This is a genomic window from Flavobacterium denitrificans DSM 15936 (assembly GCF_000425445.1).
Taxonomy (GTDB): Bacteria; Bacteroidota; Bacteroidia; order Flavobacteriales; family Flavobacteriaceae; genus Flavobacterium; species Flavobacterium denitrificans.
Map to the genome: position 1 here is coordinate 53486 of NZ_AUDL01000015.1, position 22153 is coordinate 75638.

20 protein-coding genes are annotated in these 22153 nt (G+C 32.5%); 15 read left to right on the forward strand and 5 right to left on the reverse strand.

Features of this window, described 5'->3' with window-relative positions; translation table 11 throughout:
* Positions 1-60 precede the first annotated feature (60 nt).
* From H600_RS0110390 to H600_RS0110440, 10 genes are all read left to right on the forward strand, one after another.
* Positions 61-1161, forward strand: a complete 1101-nt coding sequence (locus H600_RS0110390) for an AI-2E family transporter (protein WP_026728732.1) — start codon at positions 61-63, stop codon at positions 1159-1161.
* A gap of 86 nt (positions 1162-1247) precedes the next feature.
* The gene (locus H600_RS0110395; RefSeq protein ID WP_026728733.1) at positions 1248-3080 is read left to right on the forward strand and encodes a hypothetical protein; all 1833 of its coding nucleotides are present in this window, start codon (positions 1248-1250) and stop codon (positions 3078-3080) included.
* Between the two features lie 191 nt (positions 3081-3271).
* The gene (locus H600_RS0110400) at positions 3272-3781 is read left to right on the forward strand and encodes a hypothetical protein (RefSeq protein WP_026728734.1); all 510 of its coding nucleotides are present in this window, start codon (positions 3272-3274) and stop codon (positions 3779-3781) included.
* Positions 3782-3985: 204 nt separating this feature from the next.
* A complete protein-coding gene (locus tag H600_RS0110405) occupies positions 3986-5608 on the forward strand; it encodes an LVIVD repeat-containing protein (protein ID WP_026728735.1) in 1623 nt (540 codons plus the stop codon).
* A 211-nt stretch (positions 5609-5819) separates the two neighbouring features.
* Positions 5820-8351 carry a PIG-L family deacetylase gene (locus H600_RS0110410; protein WP_026728736.1) on the forward strand — a complete coding sequence of 844 codons (2532 nt, stop codon included), beginning with the start codon at positions 5820-5822 and terminating at the stop codon, positions 8349-8351.
* A gap of 123 nt (positions 8352-8474) precedes the next feature.
* The gene (locus H600_RS0110420; RefSeq protein WP_026728737.1) at positions 8475-10211 is read left to right on the forward strand and encodes a sodium:solute symporter family protein; all 1737 of its coding nucleotides are present in this window, start codon (positions 8475-8477) and stop codon (positions 10209-10211) included.
* 7 nt (positions 10212-10218) lie between these two features.
* On the forward strand, positions 10219-10548 hold the full coding sequence (locus H600_RS0110425) for a DUF805 domain-containing protein (RefSeq protein ID WP_026728738.1): 330 nt from the start codon (positions 10219-10221) through the stop codon (positions 10546-10548).
* Positions 10549-10558: 10 nt separating this feature from the next.
* Positions 10559-11041: a hypothetical protein gene (locus H600_RS0110430; RefSeq protein WP_157509899.1), complete on the forward strand. Its 483-nt coding sequence runs from the start codon at positions 10559-10561 to the stop codon at positions 11039-11041.
* 214 nt (positions 11042-11255) lie between these two features.
* Positions 11256-11888: a hypothetical protein gene (locus H600_RS0110435; RefSeq protein WP_026728740.1), complete on the forward strand. Its 633-nt coding sequence runs from the start codon at positions 11256-11258 to the stop codon at positions 11886-11888.
* Positions 11885-12514 carry an MCP four helix bundle domain-containing protein gene (locus H600_RS0110440; RefSeq protein WP_026728741.1) on the forward strand — a complete coding sequence of 210 codons (630 nt, stop codon included), beginning with the start codon at positions 11885-11887 and terminating at the stop codon, positions 12512-12514. The genes H600_RS0110435 and H600_RS0110440 overlap by 4 nt, the downstream gene beginning before the upstream one ends.
* Before the next feature lie 128 nt (positions 12515-12642).
* On the opposite strand, the gene H600_RS0110445 is transcribed toward H600_RS0110440, so the two are convergent.
* The 5 genes from H600_RS0110445 to H600_RS0110465 all read right to left on the reverse strand — a co-directional run bounded on the left by H600_RS0110445 (position 12643) and on the right by H600_RS0110465 (position 16328).
* A complete protein-coding gene (locus H600_RS0110445) occupies positions 12643-13485 on the reverse strand; it encodes a DUF2911 domain-containing protein (protein ID WP_026728742.1) in 843 nt (280 codons plus the stop codon).
* A 71-nt stretch (positions 13486-13556) separates the two neighbouring features.
* Positions 13557-14219, reverse strand: a complete 663-nt coding sequence (locus H600_RS0110450) for an HAD family hydrolase (RefSeq protein WP_026728743.1) — start codon at positions 14217-14219, stop codon at positions 13557-13559.
* Positions 14220-14287: 68 nt separating this feature from the next.
* Entirely contained in the window at positions 14288-15010 is a 723-nt protein-coding gene (locus tag H600_RS0110455; RefSeq protein ID WP_026728744.1) for a tRNA threonylcarbamoyladenosine dehydratase, read from the reverse strand.
* Between the two features lie 74 nt (positions 15011-15084).
* Entirely contained in the window at positions 15085-15735 is a 651-nt protein-coding gene (locus H600_RS0110460) for a TatD family hydrolase (protein ID WP_026728745.1), read from the reverse strand.
* Positions 15735-16328: a DUF1684 domain-containing protein gene (locus H600_RS0110465; RefSeq protein WP_026728746.1), complete on the reverse strand. Its 594-nt coding sequence runs from the start codon at positions 16326-16328 to the stop codon at positions 15735-15737. The genes H600_RS0110460 and H600_RS0110465 overlap by 1 nt, the downstream gene beginning before the upstream one ends.
* Positions 16329-16426: 98 nt before the next feature.
* Here H600_RS0110465 and H600_RS0110470 point away from each other — a divergent pair, with 98 nt between their 5' ends.
* The 5 genes from H600_RS0110470 to H600_RS0110490 all read left to right on the forward strand — a co-directional run bounded on the left by H600_RS0110470 (position 16427) and on the right by H600_RS0110490 (position 22098).
* Positions 16427-17644 (forward strand): MDR family MFS transporter, encoded by a 1218-nt coding sequence (locus H600_RS0110470; protein WP_026728747.1) that lies wholly within the window; start codon positions 16427-16429, stop codon positions 17642-17644.
* A 165-nt stretch (positions 17645-17809) separates the two neighbouring features.
* Positions 17810-18178 carry a BlaI/MecI/CopY family transcriptional regulator gene (locus H600_RS0110475; RefSeq protein WP_026728748.1) on the forward strand — a complete coding sequence of 123 codons (369 nt, stop codon included), beginning with the start codon at positions 17810-17812 and terminating at the stop codon, positions 18176-18178.
* Positions 18179-18184: 6 nt separating this feature from the next.
* Complete coding sequence (locus H600_RS22005; protein ID WP_084157375.1) at positions 18185-19840, forward strand: M56 family metallopeptidase; 1656 nt, start codon at positions 18185-18187, stop codon at positions 19838-19840.
* A 23-nt stretch (positions 19841-19863) separates the two neighbouring features.
* Entirely contained in the window at positions 19864-20232 is a 369-nt protein-coding gene (locus tag H600_RS0110485) for a BlaI/MecI/CopY family transcriptional regulator (RefSeq protein ID WP_026728749.1), read from the forward strand.
* Positions 20233-20235: 3 nt separating this feature from the next.
* Positions 20236-22098, forward strand: coding sequence for a M56 family metallopeptidase (locus tag H600_RS0110490; RefSeq protein ID WP_026728750.1), 1863 nt, complete (start codon positions 20236-20238; stop codon positions 22096-22098).
* The last annotated feature ends 55 nt before the right edge of the window (positions 22099-22153 follow it).

Genomic DNA, 22153 nt, shown 5'->3' on the forward strand with positions numbered 1-22153 from the left:
TTCTGATTTTAAGTGCAATATTTGTTTAGCCAATTTACGTTTATTCAAAATTTCACAAAAATGACTCAGCCTATAAAATTGCCTTTTTATGCAAAGCTTGCTTGCATATTAATAAGCCTAATTTCATTTTCCTATATATTCTGTATTGCCAAGGATGTCATCACACCTGTACTTATGGCATTCTTGTTTGCTGTTCTATTGTTGCCCATATTTACATTTCTAAAGCATCGATTGAAGTTTCCGAGACATCTTGCCGCAATAATTTGTGTTTTGACTTTTGCTGCCTTTGTTGTCGGAATTTTAGTCTTTATTTCCTACGAAGTTAGAGATATGGCTAATGATTTTGATACCATCAAAAAAAATGCAAATGCCTTTATTACAGATATTCATAAATTTATTAAAGACAGTTTTAATGTAAGCATTGGCGAACAAAAAAAATATATTGACAATGTAACTAAAGATTCGGTTAAAAATGGAAATGCTACAATCGGTTCGGCATTAATTTCCATAACAGATTTGCTTCTAGATTGTACCATTATTCCAATTTATACTTTTTTGTTTTTAATTTATAAAGAACATTTTATTCTTTTTTTAGCAAAATTGATAAACAAAGAAAATCATGCGGCGTTACAAGATATCTTGTCGCAAATCAAAGTTTCGATAAATAACTACATCGTCGGCCTTTTACTGGAAATGACAACTGTGGCCATTTTGACAAGTTTAGGCCTTTGGATTATTGGTGTAAAATATTTTATTTTATTAGGATTGATAACTGGAATTCTGAATCTTATTCCGTACATCGGGATATTCATTGCTGGAATAATTACAGTTTTGGCTTCATTAACCGGAACTGGCGAAACGTCAATTATTTTAGGAATCCTGATTGTAAACATTATTGTGCAATTTATAGACAATAATTTATTAGTTCCGTTGATTATTAATTCCAAAGTTGAAATTAACGCTTTTGTTTCTATAATGGGAATTATCGTAGGAGGCGCCGCTGCAGGAATAGCGGGAATGTTTTTAGCCATTCCACTCTTGGCAATCTTGAAGATAATTTTTGAACGAATCGAATCTATGGAAGCATGGGGTTATTTGATGGGCAATCATGTGCCTCGCAAATTTACTTGGAGAGTTAGAAGACCGAAAATCACTAGCTAAAAAAACAGTTAATTTTTAAAATACCAGCAATATTTATACTAAATTCATATTACAAACCTTATTCAAATCATTGAAAAAATACCTGAATGTTTCTAAACAAAAAAATAATCGTTTTTCTTTTGTTGTGCTTTTGTTTGCAAAGCATTCACGGACAATCAGATAATACAAAAAAAGATTCATCTGCAAAAAAAGATACTACTGGAGTTTACGAACGAATTAGAAATTATTCAAAAAAGAATAAATTCACTAAAACTATGCATAAGCTTTTCTTCAGAACCAATAAACCTAAAAAGAAAGAACATCTTATAATACCTAGTGATACTTCAAATTACAATGGCAAAATTATTCGTAAAATTAATATCGTCACGCTTGATCCTTTTGGGCATTCTCTCACTGATACAACGCAAGTTCCTAAAAATTGGGGCGAGCGAACTGGGAATCGGCTGCATTTAAAAACAAAAAAAATTGCCATTTACAATTTGCTTTTGTTTAAAAGAAACAGCGTCTATGACAGTTATAAAATTCAGGAAACCGAACGTTTGATACGATCTCAAAAATATGTAACGGCGGTTCGAATCACACATCAACTAGTCGGCGTTGCATCAGATTCCGTCGATGTTACAATCAGGGTTTTGGATTCTTGGAGTACGATTCCCAGGTTTTCGATATCAAGCAATCAGGTTTCTGTTGGCTTTAAGGAAAAAGATTTTTTTGGAACGGGACAGCAATTGGAATATCGTTTCACAAATCGTTTTGATGATGGCGCCAACGGAAATGATGTTACATATACGGTGCCGAATATCAAAAATACGTACATCGGGACGACGCTGAATTACAAAATGGATCTCGATAACAATTATACCAAAAGCATCAACATTGAACGCTTATTTTATTCGCCTTTAACTAAATGGGCTGGCGGAATTTATGTTGGGCAAAATTTCAGAAAAGATACACTTCAGGCTCCAGATATGTCTTATGCCTACCAGCCTTTCAAATATAACTTTCAGGATTTTTGGGCAGGAAAAGCATTTAAAGTTTTTGAAGATGAAGATAAAGGGATTACCAATTTGATTACCTCTGGCCGATTTCTGAATGTTAATTACAGCGAAACGCCATCCGATTTATACGATCCGACCAAATTCTATTCAGACCAAAAACTCATTTTATCTGGAATTGGGATCAACACCCGAAAATTTATTAAAGACAATTATATTTTTAGAAATGGACAGACGGAGGATGTTCCGATTGGTCGAATCTATGGCGTTACGTTTGGTTATCAATATAAAAACCAAATGTGGAGGCCTTATATTGGTGGTCAGTTTTCTTTTGGCAATTATTATAGATTAGGTTTTTTGAGTGCAAATTTTGAAGGTGGAACTTTTTTCCATGATTCAAAAACTTATGAAACTGCTTTTTCAATAGAAACCAATTATTTCACCAAGCTTTACAGCATTGGAAACTGGAAAATAAGACAATTTGTAAATCCAAAAATAGTAATTGGCGTCAATCGTGAAGATATTATTGGCGATCAATTAAATATAAATGAACAAAACGGACTTGCAGGTTTCAACAGTGCAATTTATGGAACCAATAAAATGGTTTTGTCACTTCAAACGCAGACTTATTCACCAAATGCAGTTTTAGGTTTTCGTCTTAATCCGTTTTTTAATTATTCAGTAGCCGTTCTGGGAAGTCCGAATGATGCTATGGGAAAAAATAAAGCATATTCAAAATTTACGCTTGGAGTAATTATAAGCAATGATTATTTAGTATTCAGTTCTTTTCAATTATCCTTGTCATATTACCCGACTATTCCATTTGAAGGAGATAATGTTTTCAAAACCAATACTTTTGAAACAACAGATTTTGGCTTAATGAATTTTGAGCTGTCAAAACCGAGAATTGTAGATTACAAGTAAAAGTTTTTTTTGGCTTTTTTTTATTTTTTTTCAATCATTTAAAAACATTTAAAAATCAACACATTACCATATAATCAGCCCTCCTCCACTCGTTAAAGTGCTATTTTTATCCGACGAAATACATTTAGTTTTTATTTTTGGCACAGTATATGAATATTACTAAACAAGAGTAACATTAAAACTTAGAAAAAATGAAAACGTTAAAAATAGCAATCGTAGGATTATTTATTTTGGTTGCAAACGCCACGCAAGCCCAAGTATCAATTAATGTAAATATAGGTACGCCACCAGCTTGGGGTCCTGCAGGATATGCTGAAATGGAATATTATTATTTGCCAGACATTGAAGCTTATTACGATGTTCGAGCTTCACAGTTTATTTATTTTGGAGGCGGAAGATGGGTTAGAACAACTTATTTGCCAAGACAATACAGAAATTATGATTTGTACGGAGGATATAAAGTAGTTTTAACTGACTATCATGGAAGAACTCCATACGTATATTTTGATCGTCACAGAGTAAAATATTACAAAGGATATCACGGAGCTCCACAAAGACCTTACAAACCAAGACCGGTTTACGGCTACAATGACCGTCATGATCACAGAGATTACAAGCATTATGACAAAAAACACCATGATAAACACGACCGTCATGACCATGATGATCACGATGATCACAGAGGACACGGCAGAAGATAATTGCTAAATATCTAATTTTCAACGCAAAAGAGTATCAATAATATTGATACTCTTTTTTTTATGCATGCATAACACTATGATTAAATGTTAATATATTACGTTATATTTAAAAATGATGCTTAAATTGATTATAATTATAACAAATATCTTATTCTATTATTATTGTATCTTATATTTGCACAATATTTTAAATCCTAGTTGATTATGAAAAATAAATTTTATCTATTCGCCTTATTAACGACGTCGCTTTTTGTCTCATGTGACAACAATGATGACAATTCTGATAATCAAGCTACAGAAAATGGTATTACAATTAATAGTGATGCTGTTTCTTTAAACAAAAGACTTGATTATACTAATTCTGGAGTTATTTCAATCACCAACACTTCAACAGCAAAAGGATTAGCAACACAGGCTACTACAGATTTGCCTTTGGTTCAAATTGCTGAAGTAAATCCGCCAACAGATAGTAATGGAAGAACTTTACAAGCCAATCATGTAGCAGTAAACGGAAATTATGCGTATGTAGCCTATACTATGATGGGCGATGCTTACTCTGGAGCGATTGATGTAATTGACGTTACAGATCCTTATAAGCCAAAGTTACTTACATCAGCATTAGTAGCAAATACAGATATTACGTCTCTTACTTATTCGAACGGAAATTTAATTATTGCCGGAGCAAAGGATATCGACAAAGACGCTACGTTGACAAATCCAGCAATTGTAATCAATATGCAATTAAGCTCTGGAATGTTGACAGATAAATATACAGTATCTAAACTTGAAAGCCACGCAACGACTGATGTTTCTGCTAATTCAACTTCTTACTTTGCAGTTACAGGAGATACGGGAAGCTTGTTTAAAATCAGCAATTCTACCAAACAAGTGACTTCAAAAGTTGCGGTTCAGGATTTAAGAACTGTAGCGATTAGTGGTGACAAAATTGTTACCTTAAGTGGTACAAAAGGTGTTAACATATATAATGAATCAACTCTTGCGCTTCAAAAATCATTTGCAACAAGTAATGATGTAAGTGCCGCAAAAAGAACAATTGATTTTGACGGAACAAAACTATTGGTTTCTGAAGGATACAATGGTTTAGGAATTTACGATATCAACAGTGGATCAAAATTGCAAACAATTGGCTTGGCTTCTGCTGGAGGCGATAATGTAACCAATGCGGTTTCTGTAAATGACGGATATGCTTTTGTTGCAAATGGTGCTGCCGGATTAAACGTTTACAAATCTGGAACGCCTTATAGTTTAGTTGGAACTGTTGGAATCACAGGTTCATCAAACTATGTAAAATCTAGTGGAAATTACATTTATGTTGCAAGCGGAAAAGGTGGTTTGAAAATCATTAAAATGGAAAAACCAAATACAACTTTTGCTAATTGCTCTTCATATGGTGTTTACAACCAAGGAAAAGATTTGATTTTGAATTCTAATGAAGTAAAATCATATAATGGTTCAACTGCAATCAATTCTATTATTGTTAATTCTGGAGGTGTTTTAACCCACTGTGGATCAATCTCTGTTCAAAACACTTTGATTTTAAACAGTGGCGGTACTTTTAATATGACTGGAACTTTGGCACAAGGAAAATACCAGCAGTCAAACCCAACAGAACTTATTATCAATAGTAACGCTTTATTGCAAATTGAAGGTTCTGTGGTAATCTGGGGTGACCTTAGATTGAACAGTGGTGCAAAAATTAATTTTATTGGAAACAATTCGTCGATTACTATTTATGGTAAAGTGACTAAAAATAGTGGCGTTACCATTACGGGAACGTACAATGACACAGAAAACAAATTGAAATAATTTTCTGTAATCCTAAGAAATACCACCCGATTTAAAAAATTAAATCGATTCTTAAAAAAAATGCTGTCGGAGACAATCTGATGGCATTTTTTTTGTGGAGTAGTTTTTCTTAAAAAAGGAAATCAATAACCAAACATTAACAATTCATTTAAATAGTCTTCAAAAATATAATTACTATTTTTGAAGCACTTTCAAAAACACTAACCACGCTATGCGAAAAATTCAGTTACTAATTCTTTCATTTTTTTTAACAGGAATTTCAATTTCTTTTGCTCAACAGCCTCAAAAACCAAGTTCAGTAGAAATTTATAATCAAATCAAGAAATTGAACTTTTTAGGTTCTGTATTGTATGTTGCAGCGCATCCCGATGACGAAAATACGCGTTTAATTTCCTACATGGCAAACGAGATGAATGCAAGAACTGGATATTTATCCTTAACTCGTGGTGATGGAGGGCAAAATCTAATTGGTCCGCAATTACGTGAATTATTAGGCGTTATACGAACTCAAGAATTAATTGAAGCTCGAAAAATTGATGGCGGAGAACAATTTTTCTCTCGTGCAAATGATTTTGGTTTTTCAAAAAATCCAAACGAAACTTTAGAAATCTGGGATAAAGACAAAGTTCTAGCCGATGTGGTTTGGACGATCAGAAAATTTCAACCGGATGTGATCATAAACCGTTTTGATCATCGTTCTCCTGGTACAACACACGGACATCATACGTCATCTGCAATGTTGAGCGTGGAAAGTTATAAATTAACAAATGACCCAAAAATATATCCGGAACAATTAAAATTTGTTGCGCCTTGGCAAGTAAAACGCCAGTTTTTTAATCCGTCTTGGTGGTTTTATGGAAGCCAAGAAAAATTTGATGCCGCTAATAAATCAAAATTTACCAAATTAGAAACGGGAGTTTATTATACAGGAATTGGAAAATCAAATCAAGAAATTGCGGCTTTAAGCCGAAGCCGTCACCAATCACAAGGTTTTGGAAGTACAGGTGCGCGTGGTGAAGAAACAGAATATTTGGAACTTATTAATGGAGAAACACCAAAAGAAAGAGATAATTTATTTGATGGCATTGATACTTCATGGAACCGAGTTAAAAACGGAAAACCAATTGGTGAATTGATTTCTAAAATCATTTCAAAATACGATTTCAGTAATCCTTCAGCAAGTATTCCTGATTTGATAAAAGCTTACACAATGATCGAAGCTTTAGAAGATGATCATTGGAAACCATTAAAAGCAAATGCAATAAAAAATATCATTGCATCGTGCTCAGGTTTATATCTTGAAGCTGTAGCCACAGAACAAGAAGCAACGCCAGGAAGCACAATCAAATTGAATCTTGAAGCTATTAACAGATGTGCTGTTGAAATGCAATTGGCAAGCATTACCACTTTGCCAGATAATAAAACAATTCCTCAAAACAGTGTTTTAAAAAACAATAACGATCAAAAATTCAGTATTCAATTACAACTTCCTGAAAACCTTGAATATACTCAACCGTATTGGCTGAAAGAAAAAGCAACGGTTGGAATGTATACTGTTTCGAATCAGGAAATAATTGGAATTCCAGATATCATCAGAGAAGTTAAAGTTGTTTTTAATGTGAAAATTAATGGAGTTGAAATTCCGTTTGAACGCACTGTTGTTTACAAATATAATGACGGCGTTAAAGGCGAAATGTATAATTTTCTTGACATCGTTCCTGAAGTTACGACTTCTATTCTTGAAAAAGTATTGATTTTTAAGGATACTAAAAGCAAAATGATTCCAGTAAAAGTTCGCGCCGGAAGAGACGGAATAAAAGGAAATCTTCAATTAGAATTGCCAAAAAGCTGGGTAATTTCACCAAAACAGATTCCGTTTTCTTTAGATAAAAAAGGAAGCGAACAAACCTTTTATTTTGAAGTTACACCTCCTTTAAATCCAGAGGAAGCCATTGCAAAAGCCGTTGTCATTACTGACAATAAACGTTTTGACAAAGATGAAACAGTTATAGAATACAGCCATATTACCAAACAGATGGTTTTAAAACCGACCGAGTCAAAATGTATCCGAATTGACTTAAAAACTTCTGGCGATTCAATTGCCTACATTATGGGGGCTGGCGACGAAGTCCCTGAAAGCTTGGCACAAATGGGATATAAAGTTACAATTTTAAAACCAGAAGAAATCACACCAGAACGTATGGATTCTTTCAATACTGTTATTACAGGAATTCGTGCTTACAATACTGTAAATGCTTTGGCCCACAAACAAAAAGTACTTTTTGATTTTGTAAAAAGCGGTAAAAACATGATTGTGCAATACAATACATATGGCAGAATGGTAACTGACCAAATTGCACCCTATCCGCTAAAAGTTTCAAACGACCGTGTAACAGAAGAAAATGCTAAAATCACATTTTTGGCACCAAATCATCCGGTTTTAAATATTCCGAATAAAATCACTGAAAAAGATTTTCAGGGCTGGACGCAAGAACAAGGTTTATATTATCCAGACCAGTATGACGCTGCCTTCACTCCTATCATCTCATCTCATGATAAAGGTGAATCTCCAAAAGATGGTGCTTTGTTAGTAGCGCCTTACGGAAAAGGGTATTATATTTACACTGGTTTAAGCTTTTTTAGAGAACTGCCAGAAGGTGTTGCCGGCGCTTATAGATTGCTGTCTAACATCATTTCGCTAAAACAACCAGTAGAAGCTCCTAAACAAGAATTTAAGCAATAAAACATTTGTAAAATGGAAGCCAAAAAAACAAAAAAATGGAAAAAAAGCTACACCTATGTTTTGGTGGCAAATGCTATTTATATTCTTATTTTCTTCTTAATCATGCAATTATACTCTTAACCTATGCAATTATTTGATTGGATCGTACTTATTGTTACACTTTTATTCATTGTTGGATATGGTTCTTGGAAAACCAAAGGGAGTAAAAATGTTGAAGATTTCATTTTAGGAAATAATGAGACGCCTTGGTACACTGTTGGACTTTCGGTAATGGCTACACAAGCTAGCGCCATTACATTTTTATCAACGCCTGGACAGGCTTATCATGACGGAATGGGTTTTGTCCAATTTTATTTCGGCTTGCCAATCGCTATGATTGTCATCTGTTTGACTTTTATTCCGCTTTATCATAAAAATAAAGTTTTTACCGCTTATGAATTTCTTGAAAAGCGATTTGATGTAAAAACGCGTTCACTTGCCGCTATTTTATTTTTAGTTCAAAGAGGTCTAGGAACTGGACTTACGATTTACGCTCCTGCCATTATTTTGTCAGCATTGCTAGGCTGGAATCTGACTATAATGAATATCATAATTGGTGTTATGGTAATTATATATACGTTTTCTGGAGGAACTAAAGCGGTGAACGTAACACAAAAACAGCAAATGTTTGTAATTATCTCTGGTATGTTTATTACTTTTTTCTTGATTTTGCACTATTTGCCAAACGATATGACTTTTACAAGCGCGATGCATATTGCAGGTGCAAACGACAAAATGAATATTGTAGATTTTTCTTTTGATCCAGAAGAAAAGTACACATTTTGGAGTGGGATTACAGGAGGATTTTTCTTAGCTCTTTCTTATTTTGGAACGGATCAATCGCAGGTTGGGCGATATTTATCTGGAAAATCGGTTGCTGAAAGTCAAATGGGATTAATTATGAACGGACTTTTAAAAGTTCCGATGCAGTTTTTCATTTTATTAACCGGAGTAATGGTTTTTGTTTTCTTCCAATTCAATCCAGTTCCACTAAACTTTAATCCGAATAATAAAACTGTAATTGAAAAATCAGTTTTTAAGGAAGAATATCATGTTCTTGAAAAAAGACTGGAAAAACTTTCTGAAGATAAAAAAGTAATCAACTTATTATACATCGATCAGTTGAATCAGGATTATGACAATCCGATTTTAAGAAAAGAACTGGTTGCTCTATCAAACAAAGAAAAAGATTTGCGTGACAAAGCAAAAGAAATCATTTCGAAAGCCGACAGCAACAGCGAAACGAATGACAAGGATTATGTTTTCTTTCATTTTATTCTGCATTATTTGCCAAAGGGATTAATCGGATTATTGCTTGCCGTGATTATTTCTGCTGCAATGTCATCAACAGCTTCTGGATTGAATGCATTGGCTTCAACAACAGCAATTGATATTTACAAAAGAAATATAAAAGCCGAAAAATCAGAAAAGCATTATTTGATGGCAACTAAATTTTTCACACTTTTCTGGGGAGTTGTAGCGATTCTTTTTGCTTGTGTCGGAACCTTATTTGAGAATTTGATTCAGCTTGTAAATATTATTGGTTCTATTTTTTACGGAACCGTTTTAGGAATATTCCTTGTTGGTTTTTATTTGAAGCGCGTTCAGGCAAAGTCTATGTTTATTAGTGCTATTATTAGCCAATTGACAATTTTTGTGATTTATTATTTCATGATTTATATTTATCCGAGTGGTCAGGAAAAACTTGGCTATTTATGGCTGAATTTCATTGGAGCAAACCTTACAGTTGTATTGTCATTGGTACTACAGTTTTTATTTTTCAGAGACAAACCAGATTCAGACAAAGTAATTTTGGAATAAAATCTAAATGAAATATTTTAGAAATATGCTTTTCTTTTATTCTTCCTTTTTAGAAAAATCAGGAAGAATCGAATATGGAATTTATGCATTTTTTACAATTCTGATGCAAATGCTTGCTTTGTATTTATATCAAACGATCAATCTAAATAATGAAACTATTTTGCATATCTTCTACAGCTGTTTTATTGTTTTATTTACATTCGTTCCTATGCAGGCCACTACAGCTAGAAGATTGAGAGATTTAAATGCAAATCCTGCATTTCTTATTTTTAATTTTATTCCTGTTTTGAATATTGTTTTTATTGCATTTTTATTACTTGCTAGATCTAAAAAATAATTCGAAGGTTATGTTACAAAAAATTATTCTCGCGGTTATACTTCTTTTTAGCATTTCAGTTGAAAGCCAGAATAGTTTAGTAATAAGTAAGGTAGAAGATAATTCCATCTCAGCACAGCTCTATACAAAATGCTTTGAGAATTTAAATCAAGGTGCTGAAATTTTTGAAAAGCATCCTTCAAGAATGAAATTTTGTTCTTTATTAGAATGCATGGTTTTACTGTCATTTGAAGAAATTGATGTTCAAATTGCAGCTGAAAAACGATTAATTGGGATTGCAACTCAATTATTTAGAGAAGGAAATCCAGTATATTTGATTATGGGTTTGGATAGTTCTCTAGACGCAAAGGCGAAAAATGAAGATTTAACCGATGATAATCATCTTGTTTACATTAGTTACGGAGAATGTACAAATCCGCCATATTTAAGAAAAGGTGCTGAAATTATAAATAAACAGACTCAATTATTAATTAAACAATCTCAATCAAAATAGCACTTCTAAAAAACCGAAATGCCCTAGCCCTGATGGAAGCGGCATCCTTTTTTATGGCTTTTTCTGCCATAAAAAAGATATAGCGGACAGCAGGAAATAGCTCCTAAAAATTACAAACACTTTATTCCTAATTCAATTTTTCTTCATTTGTAAGTAAAAAATGTTATTTTAGTAAGTTTAAAAGCAATCAAAAAATAACCTAAAAAACTGCAAAATGAAAATTTCAGACGATATTCAAAAATTGCTTCCCTTTGGTTATCTTTTCCTTGTTGTGATGGGAATACTAAAAGAATGTTTTTTTCATTATCAATTAGGAATCAATATTTTGAAATATTCTACAATTATGGATATTTTGATCAGTCCAATTGCAACGTTTACTTCAAATCCGATAATTTTAGTTTTTGTAATTTCACTTTTTATATTCCATTATAATTTACCATCGCTGCTAGCAAAATACAACGATAGAAAATTTGTTATTAGAACATTTGAACTAAAAAAAATTGAAGGTTTTTCTGAAGCAGAAACCAAAAGTTATTTTAATAGTGTTTCGGTAAAAACACTTGCGGCGATACTTTGTTCATTTTTCTTAGGTTATGGACTCGCCGGCGGTTATTTTACAGGAAAAAAAATTAGAGAACACAAAGAAAACTATAATTATAAGATCAATTATAATAGTGGTAAATCTGAGGAAATATTTTTAATCAACACTAATAGTCTTTATTATTTTTATACGGCTAAAGGAAGTAAAACTATAAAAATTACTCCATTAGGAGCCGTTGAAAACATTGAGCTTATTGAAAACCAAATGGTTAACAAAGGATTGTTTCTTTATAATACATCATTATGAGAGATTTGAAAAAATATAGCAACAAAACTAAGGCTGCATTTATTTTGCTTGTTGTGATGCTTATCATCATTGCAAGCAATTTCAACACGCTTGAAAATTCCAAAAAAGTAAATGAAAACATAAATGCGATTTACAATGACCGATTAGTTGTAGCACATTATATTTTTCAGTATTCAAAAGAATTGCATTTTATAAAAGCTGAAGCTGAAAAGCTTGATTTGAGCGATAATATTAAAAAGGACGAAATCATTCATACGCTCGATATTATTCATAATATTGATGATCTGTACGCGAAAACAGTTTTAACCAATAAGGAAAAAGAACATTTCGATGCTTTTCTAGCTTCTTGCAAAGAAATAAACAACCAAGTCGTAAATAAAAACTGGAGCAAAATTGCTTATTCAAGCGAACAAGCCTTAAAAACTTTAGAATCTTTGTCACAAATTCAGATAAAAGAAGGAAAGGAAAAACTTGCTGCCGCAAATGCTATGCACAATGATGATGTTAGTTTTGGACAGCTTGAAATTGCATTATTGATTATTTTAGGAGGAATTACATTTTATTTATTGATTGTAAAGAAACCCAAAAGAAACATCAAAATTCCAGAACCGCCTAGTATGAATTAATAAAATTGCAATATTTGAAGTTCAAATTCCAAATCACGCAGAAAAAATCAATTGATAAAAAAAATCCCAAACTCTAGTCCCGAGACTTCGGGAGGAATTTGGGATTTTTATATTATAATTTAAAGTTTTTATCTGCTCCACTCAGCGATACTGTCTTTATTCATTTTTACATAATCTTGATTGTTTGCCGTTTCAGCTGCAGCTAATGACGCTTTTGCAGTTTCAATTGCACCTTTTTTATCTCCTTGCTTAGCTTGGATAATAGATTTCAATCTTAAGATATAATAAGGTTTTTCAGTAACCAAGTCTAAAGATTTGTCAACGTAAGTTCTTGCCGTTTCAATATTTCCGTTTGATTGGAACAAATATTGTGCTGCTGCAAAATAATCATTAGATGATGGTCCAGCCAAAGTTTTTTCGATACTTGCTGTCGCCGTTTTTGCAGTTGGAACCTCAAATTTTAAAGCGACATGAGAATTTTCCCAAGCCATTTCCAAGTAAGCAAAATTAGGATCTAAACCATTGATTCCGATAGTGAAAGTCTCCACCGGAGTTGGCAATGCTTCCTCTTTTACTGTAGTTCTCAAAGCAACATAAGAATCACTCCAGTTTTCTGGCAATCCCCAATTGTCTGTAGACAAGTAAAAAATAATTTCCCAGCTTTCAATTTTAGGAATCGTATAAATTGAATACTTACCTTTTTTCAAGGTTTTTCCATCAATTATTACATCATCACTAAAATTGATAATCGTATTTTCGTTAGCTCCTGTTCTCCATAATTTTCCAAACGGAACTAAATTTCCAAAAACTGCTCTTCCTCTTGCACCCGGACGTGAATATGTCACTTCAACATCAGTTAAACCTACAGTTTGTTTAATGTAAGCTTTTGGACTTGCCTGTGGTGTTCTTATCTGTGCTTCAGAAGCAAAAGGCGCTAATAGGATAGCAAATGCAATAAGTATTTTTTTCATTTTAGTTTTTTATTTGTTTCTGTTCAAATTTACAAATTCAATTAGCTAACAAATGTTAAATTTAACTTAATTCAGACTGTAATCTGTGATATTTTTTGCGCGTTTAATTCATCAAAATGGTTGATTACTAAATCAGCATTTGAGAGATCTTGCATATTAGAATGCTCGCTTTTGTAGCCCACACAATAAATTCCTGCTGCTTTTGCTGCTTTTACACCGTTGGTACTATCTTCAATAATAATACATTCTTCTTTTGGAGCGATCGACAACGAAGCGGCATGAATAAAAATTGCTGGATTCGGTTTTGATTGTGGAAAATCCTCACCACTCACAACGTGTGAAAAATATTGATGCAAATTAAATCTTGTAAAAACACGATCAATTGTAACTTTTGCAGCTGATGAAGCTAAAATCAACTGAATTTTATTCGCATATAAATCTTTAATCAAATCTTCAACACCTTCTAACAGAAATAGATCTTCTTTTGTATCAAAAGCATCATTAAAAATGCTTCTTTTTCTCTGAATCAAATCTTCGACTTCTTGGTCGATTACCGGAAAAAATCCTTTTAAAGTCTGAAAAGTATTTCGAGTTGAAAATCCAGTAAATGAAGTGTACATTTCTTCTGAAACTTCGATATTTAACTCTGAGAATTGTTTGTAATAAGCATAACGATGAACGGGTTCTGTATCGACAATTACGCCGTCCATATCAAAAATTACTGTTTTAATCATTTTTTATTAAGTTGCTAAGGTTCTGAGGGACTGAGGCTCTAAGTTTTTTTTCTAAAAACTGTGACTAATTATTCTTTTTCTTTCGAAATTAAATAACGAATAACGGTTTCAGCCGCATGAAGACCAAATAATCCAGGCATGTAGCTGTTTGTTCCGTAGAAAGATTTTTTGAAATTTTTTCCGTCAGTTAATTTTAAGCTTTTTTCATTCTGGATTTCAGAAGAGAAAACTACTTTTAATTTATTGATTTTAGCAGCTTTCAATCTCTTGCGAATTGTTTTTGAAAAATAACAGTTGATTGTTTTCGAAATATCTGCCACTTTTACTTTAGATGCCAACATCTTTCCTCCGGCACCCATGCTGCTTATGATTTTTACTCTCTTGCGTTTTGCAGCAATGATCAAATTTAATTTTGGAGTAATACTGTCAATGCAATCCAAAACATAATCAAACTCTGGCGAAACAATTTCAAAAGCACGTTCTGGCGATAAAAACTCTTTTACACGCGTTAATTTCAATTCTGGATTAATATCCATTAATCGATCTCCTACAATTGTAATTTTTGGTTCGCCTACAGTTGAATGCAAAGCTGGCAATTGTCTATTTATGTTGGTAATATCAACCACATCACCGTCAACAATAGTCATGTTTCCTACTCCTGCTCTTGCTAAAAACTCAGCTGCAAATGATCCCACTCCTCCTAATCCAACTACTAAAACATTTGCATTCTGCAAGTTTTCTAATCCTTCTTTTGTAAATAAAAGCTCGGCTCTTTCTGTCCACTCTGCCATATTATATTTTTTGTTGTTTTATTTTTTTATTTCAGGTTTCTGCCTAACACATTTTACCTTAAACATTACACTTTTTATTTCTCTTCAAAAATATCTTTATAATTACTTGAAATAATCCCTTGTAATTCTTTTAAATCTAATCCTTTATATGTTCCAGCTAAATCATAAACCTGTTGAATACCTTCTTCAATTGTATCGGTTTCTAAAAGAAATTTATCATTTGGAATATTCTGAAAAACCGTTTTTAATTCTGGATTTCTAAGCAAATATTTTCCAAATGAAATATAAAATCCTGCAGCAATTAATTGGTTTGCCAATTGACTGTTTTTTGAAAATCCGTGAATAATCATTGGAACTGAAATTTTCAATTTCTTTTTGATTTCGATCACTTCTTGAAAAGCCGCCACGCAATGAATTACTACTGGTTTTTTATATTTTTCGGCCAAAGCCAATTGTTTTTCAAATACTGAAATCTGAATTTCGAAAGGCTGTTCTATTCGTTTGTCTAATCCACATTCGCCAACTGCTAAGCAATTTCTAGTTTGCAATTTTTCTTCTATAATTTTCAAATCCGATTCCATTCTTTCCTCAGAAATATGCCACGGATGAATTCCGATAGAATAAAACGGAATTGAAGCATCAAATTCATGTGGATATTGATTCACCAATTCCAATACATTAGATTGATCCGTAAACTGATGCGTATGAAAATTAAAGAATTCCATTAATGAAATGTTTTAACTCCTGCTTTGATTTCAACATTCAAATCATTTTCTAAAGGAACAAGCGGACAAGAATATTTATGATTATAAGCACAATACGGATTATACGCTTGATTAAAATCGACTACAATTGTGTTTCCTTTCGGAATTTTCAAATCAATATACCTTCCACCGATATAGCTTTCTTTTCCACAAGTTAAATCTGAAAAAGGCAAAAACAAATGATCTTTATATTGCTCTTGTTTCGAAAGATCAATGCTTCTGTAAACATTCAGCTTCAGCGCTTTTCCATCTAAAGAAAAAGACAGCGTTCCGTACTTTATATATTTTGGAGTTCTCGTTCCCGTAGTTTTCATTTCGAAAACTTTTTCGTTTTTTGCTTTTTCAAATTTTGCAACCACAAAGTATTTTCCATTAATCGGATAAAAATCTAAAGATTTAAATGTCTTTAAATCCTCTTCCATCAACGGACTTGTTTTAGCATCAGCATATTCGGAATTAATTTGCTTCTGAAATTTTTCTGCTTCAACACGATCAAATTTCTTTTGGCTAAAACTAAAAACCAATACGCAAATTAGGATTAGGCAATTCTTCATCTTTGAAAATTTTCTGCAAAAATAGTTTAAAAGTAACAAAGCAACAACCGTTCAAACTTACAAAGTTTCCTAACTTTGTTGCAAATACAAAAAATATAATGCTCAAAACCGCTTTTAGCCACTACATCAACAATTTTAAAGGATTTACAAGAGAAATTTGGATACTTGCCCTAATCACTTTTATTAATCGTGCAGGAACAATGGTGCTTCCTTTTTTGTCGAAATATTTAAAGGAAGACTTAAATTTTGATTATAATCAGGTGGGATGGATCATGGTTTCATTTGGATTCGGTTCTATGTTAGGTTCTTGGCTCGGCGGAAAACTTTCCGATAAAATAGGTTTTTACAAAATCATGATTTTTAGTTTGTTTACCAGTGGAGTTTCATTGTTTTTTGTTCAATATATAACTTCATTTTGGGGACTTTGTATTGCAATGTTTTGCTTAATGACGATTGCAGATATGTTCAGGCCTGCAATGTTTGTATCTTTAGGAGCTTATGCAAAACCAGAAAACAGAACGAGAGCGCTAACACTTGTTCGGCTTGCGGTAAATCTAGGTTTTGCTGCTGGGCCTGCGCTTGGTGGTTTGATTATTATGGGAATGGGCTATTCAGGACTTTTTTGGGTTGATGGTGCTTCTTGTATTGTTTCAATTTCAATTTTTGCATTATTAGTTAAGGAGAAGAAAAAAACTGAACATAATGACAAAACCGAAAGTGCTACTGATATACAATCAGTATTTCACGATAAAATATTTTGGGTTTTCTTGTTTGTGAGCTTTATCACGGCTATGATTTTCTTTCAGCTTTTCACCACTCTACCTTTATATCATAACGAGAAATTTGGTTTAAGTGAATTCCAAACTGGATTGTTAATGACTTTAAACGGACTTTTAATTTTTTCTTTAGAAATGCCAACGGTTGGTTTTATGGAAAGAAAAGGTTTCCCGAAAATCAAGATTATTATTGTTGGATCGTTTTTAATGGCTTTCAGTTTTATACTTTTATTAATTAATATTTGGGCGGGAATTCTTGTAATCAGCATGATTTGTATATCAATTGGTGAAATTCTGACTTTCCCATTCTCCAATGCATTTGCTTTAAGTCGCGCGCCACGTGGCCAGGAAGGGCGATACATGGCACTCTATACTATGAGTTTTAGTTTGGCTCATATTATAAGTTCTAAGGTGGGTTTCGGAATTATAGCTGTTTTTCATTATCAAGCAAACTGGCTTTTCATGGCTTGTAGCGGATTTGTAGCTACTCTTTGTTGTTTCTGGATAAAAAAAGCCTTAAACAGTAAACAAAAGTCTTAAAATTCAACATCTGCATAAAATATTAATTTTCAATTTATTACCTTTAAATTGAAATATTTTTTTGTGCCAAATTCTCAATTCAAACTTAAAAAATAGTTAAATAACTATTTTTATAGTTGTGTAACTAAAAAAATAGTTGTAGGTTTGAATTAAAATTTAGGACACATGCAAAAGTTAACCAATAAAGAAGAAGAAATTATGCACATTTTATGGAAGCTCAGAAAGGCTTTTGTAAAAGAAATTCAGGCAGAAATCACTGAGGAACAGCCGCATTACAACACACTTTCGACTATTGTTCGTAATCTTGAGGAAAAAGGTTTTGTAGCGCACAATGCTTTTGGAAATACGCATCAATATTATCCAACAATTACCTTAGAAGCGTACAGTAAAAAGTATATGAAAACTGCTATTGACAATTATTTCAATAGTTCTTATAAAAACATGGTTTCGTTTTTTGCTAAAGAAGAAAAAATCTCGGCAGCAGAATTACGTGAAATCCTGGATATGATTGAAAATCCAAAAGAAGAAAAATAGTAGTTTATGGAAGCACTTTTCATATATATAGCAAAATCAACTGGTTTGATTGTAATGTTCTTTTGCGTTTATCACTTTTTACTTCGCAAAGAAACATTCTTCAATACAAATAGATGGTTTTTACTGGCTGGTCTAGGAACCTCTGCTTTGTTGCCTCTTTTGGTTTATACTAAAACAATCTTAGTAAACCCTACTCCTGTTTCAAATTTTGTTTTACCACAAGTGCCTCTTTCACAAACTACTCCAAAGGAAGTTTTTGTAATCAATTGGAATTATATACTTCTAGCAATTTATGGTCTAGGTTTTTTAATCTTGCTAATAAAATTTGCATTAGATTTTTACAGCTTGCAATCTGTTTTGAAAGGAAAAAAAGTTCACCAGCAAGCTGATTTCAAATTTATTGACACCAACGAAAATATTGCTCCTTTCTCCTATTTTGAATATATAGTTTACAACTCATCAATGTACACTCCATCAGAATTAGAGAATATCATCGAGCACGAGAAAGTGCACAGCGATCAAAATCATACTGCAGATATTTTGATAGCCCGCATTTTTTGTCTGCTTTTTTGGTTTAACCCAGTTATCTGGCTTTACAAAAAAGCAATTGCTCAAAACCTGGAATTTATTGCCGACAAAGAAGCAGCAAAAAAATTATCAGATAAAAGGGCTTATCAATACACGCTTTTGAAAATTACAACTCACGAAAGCTGTATTGCAATCACCAATCATTTTTATCAATCATTAATCAAAAAACGAATTGTTATGTTAAACAAAAATCAATCAAAAAAGAGGAATCTGTGGAAGTACTATCTTGTTATTCCAGCTCTTGTTGCGTTTGTTTTATTATTTCAAGTGAAAACAATTGCACAAGAAAAACATCAGATTCAAAAGGAAAAAGCTGACGAAATTAAATCATTGGATGTCTACAAAATCAGTAAAACTTCAACAGATTCAGATTTAAAAGACATTAAACAGAAATTAAAAACGAATCATAATATCGATTTTGAAACTTCTGAAATCAAAAGAAATGCTTCGAGCCAATTAACGTCAATCAAAATTGATATTAAAAACGGGAAGCAACAATCGCAATCTATTCAAACTGGTGGCAATAAAGCTATAAAAGATTTTGGCGTAATTGTTAAAACGGATCAAAATGGCAGTAAAACTGTTGGTTTTCAAACATCTAATGAAACTGCTAATTCTCAAATTGCCCCAGAAGACAAACTAGATGTACAAACAAGTCAAAACTCTAAAGTCATTAAAAATGTTAAAACTAATCATTATACTGTTACAAGCTGTGATGCAAGTGCTGCTGGAGATAATACAAATACTTCTGTAAAGGCAAATACTGATTTATCTGTAAATGAAACTGAAAATATTGTTAAGGTGAAAATTAATGCTAATCCAAAACCTATAATTGTCATCAATGGAAAATTTGCTGACCCTGATATAAACATTGAGGACATCAACCCAACTAAAATAAGCACTATTACAATTAAGAAAGGAATTGAGGCTGAAGCAAAATACGGAGAAACTGGTAATCATCCAGTTATTGAGGTAGTTACAAAAGTTGCAATAGGGAAATATGAATTTGAACCACTACAAGGAAAAATTGTTAAATCAAGCGGAACCCAAAAAACATTTTCCTTAACTAATTAAATTTAACAGCCAAAACCAAAATAATGCAAAAATTAACCAACAAAGAAGAAGAGATAATGCACATTTTATGGAAGCTTAAAAAAGCTTTTGTAAAAGAAATTCAGGCTGAAATCACTGAAGAACAACCGCATTACAACACGCTTTCGACTATTGTACGCAATCTTGAAGAAAAAGGATATGTTAGCCATAATGCTTTTGGGAATACGCATCAATATTACCCAATCGTGAGTATTGAAGAATATAGAAAAGGCTTTATGAGCACCGCAATTGATAATTATTTCAATAGTTCTTATAAAAGCATGGTTTCGTTTTTTGCCAAAGAAGAAAAAATTTCTGCGACCGAATTACGAGAAATCTTAGCAATGATAGAAAATCCAAAAGAAGAAAAATAAGTTATGGAAGCACTTTTCACCTTTATCATCAAATCAGGCGGTTTAATCGCTATGTTTTATTTTGCTTACTATTTTTTATTGCGAAAAGAGACTTTTTTTACCAGTAATAGGTATTTTTTGCTTGCAGGATTAATCACTTCGGTTGTATTGCCGTTTGTGATTTACACAAAAATAGTCTGGGTTGACCCAGCACCAATCATTTATACACCAGTCTTAGAAACTTCTGCCATAAACAATCATTACGTTTTAAATTATGCGTCTACACCACAAATTATTGAAGAAGAACCTTTTGAAATAAATTGGAATTTAGTTTCATTGGCAATTTATGCAATTGGGTTTGCCGCTTTCATGCTGAAATTTGCCATTGACTTTTATAGCCTAAATTCTGTTTTAAAAGGAAAAAGCATAAAACAGCAAGAAGATTTCAAATTTGTTGATGTATCTGAAAACATTGCTCCTTTTTCTTATTTCGATTATATCGTGTACAACTCATCACTGTACAGCGAAGCAGAACTGCAAAGCATTCTAGAACACGAGAAAGTTCACAGCGATCAGCATCATACAATCGATGTCATAATTTCTAGAATTTTCTGTATTTTGTTTTGGTTCAATCCAATTATCTGGCTTTACAAAAAAGCAATTCTGCAGAATTTAGAATTCATCGCCGACAATGAGGCATCAAAAAAATTATCAGACAAAAAAGCGTACCAATACACGCTTTTAAAAATAACAACACACGAAACTTGTGTTGCAATCACCAATCATTTTTATCAATCATTAATCAAAAAACGAATTGTCATGTTAAACAAAAATCAATCAAAAAAATGGAATTACTGGAAATATTATGCTGTAATTCCGGCGCTTGCAGCTTTTGTATTTTTATTCCAAATAAAAACGATTGCTCAAGAGAAAAAAGTGGCTCCTTCAAAAGAAATCGAAGTAGTAGAAAATCAGGATACAGAAATTTTCAAAATTACTAAATCGACTACAGATCAAGAATTAAAAGACTTAGCAGCAAAACTAAAATCAGAGCATAATGTTGACGTTGTAATTTCTGATTTGAAAAGAAACAGTAAAAATGAAATTACAAGCATTAAAGTTCAGGTTCTGAAAGAAAACGGAAAAAAACAAATTATTGAAATCAACAGTACCAATGCAATAAAAGATTGCAACATTGTATTGAACACTGATGATAATGGCACTAAAAATGTTGTTTTGACAACAGGAGATAAATTAGAAGCTCCTCAAATTGACAGACAACAAATCGTTATTAAAGATTTCAGCAATTCAAGCGATGCGCCTAATGCTCCTGATGCACCTGCACCACCAAGTATTCATGGCAATGTAGCTCCAGTTCCTCCTGTTGCGCCAGTTTTTCCAAGCGGGCCAATGCCTCCGGCTCCTGCAATCGATATGTCAAAAATGCCTAAACCTCCAAAAGCACCTAAAAATCCAAATGATAAAGTGGCATGGGCTCAATTTGAGAAAGACATGAAAGAGTTTGAAATAAAAATGGAAGATTGGGAACCTCAAATGGATGCTTACGAAAAACAAATTGATGCAATCATGTCACAACGTGAAGCTATTTTCGAAAAACAAATGAAGCAATACGAAATTGCTATGCAAAAATTCAATATGAATATGGATAAATTCAATATTGATATGAAAATGAAATTTGACATCGATTCAAACTATGAATTAAACATGAAGCAATATGAGCAAGATATGAAACAATACGAACTTGACATGAAGCAACATGAAAAAGACATGAAAGAGCATGCAAAACAAATGAAACAGCACGCTAAAGACATGAAGCAACAAGAAAAAGAAAGAAGAGCTGAAGAAAAAGAAAACAAAAAAGCTTAAATTCAGCTCAAGAATAAAATCATCAAAAAGACTTTGCATTTTCGGCAAAGTCTTT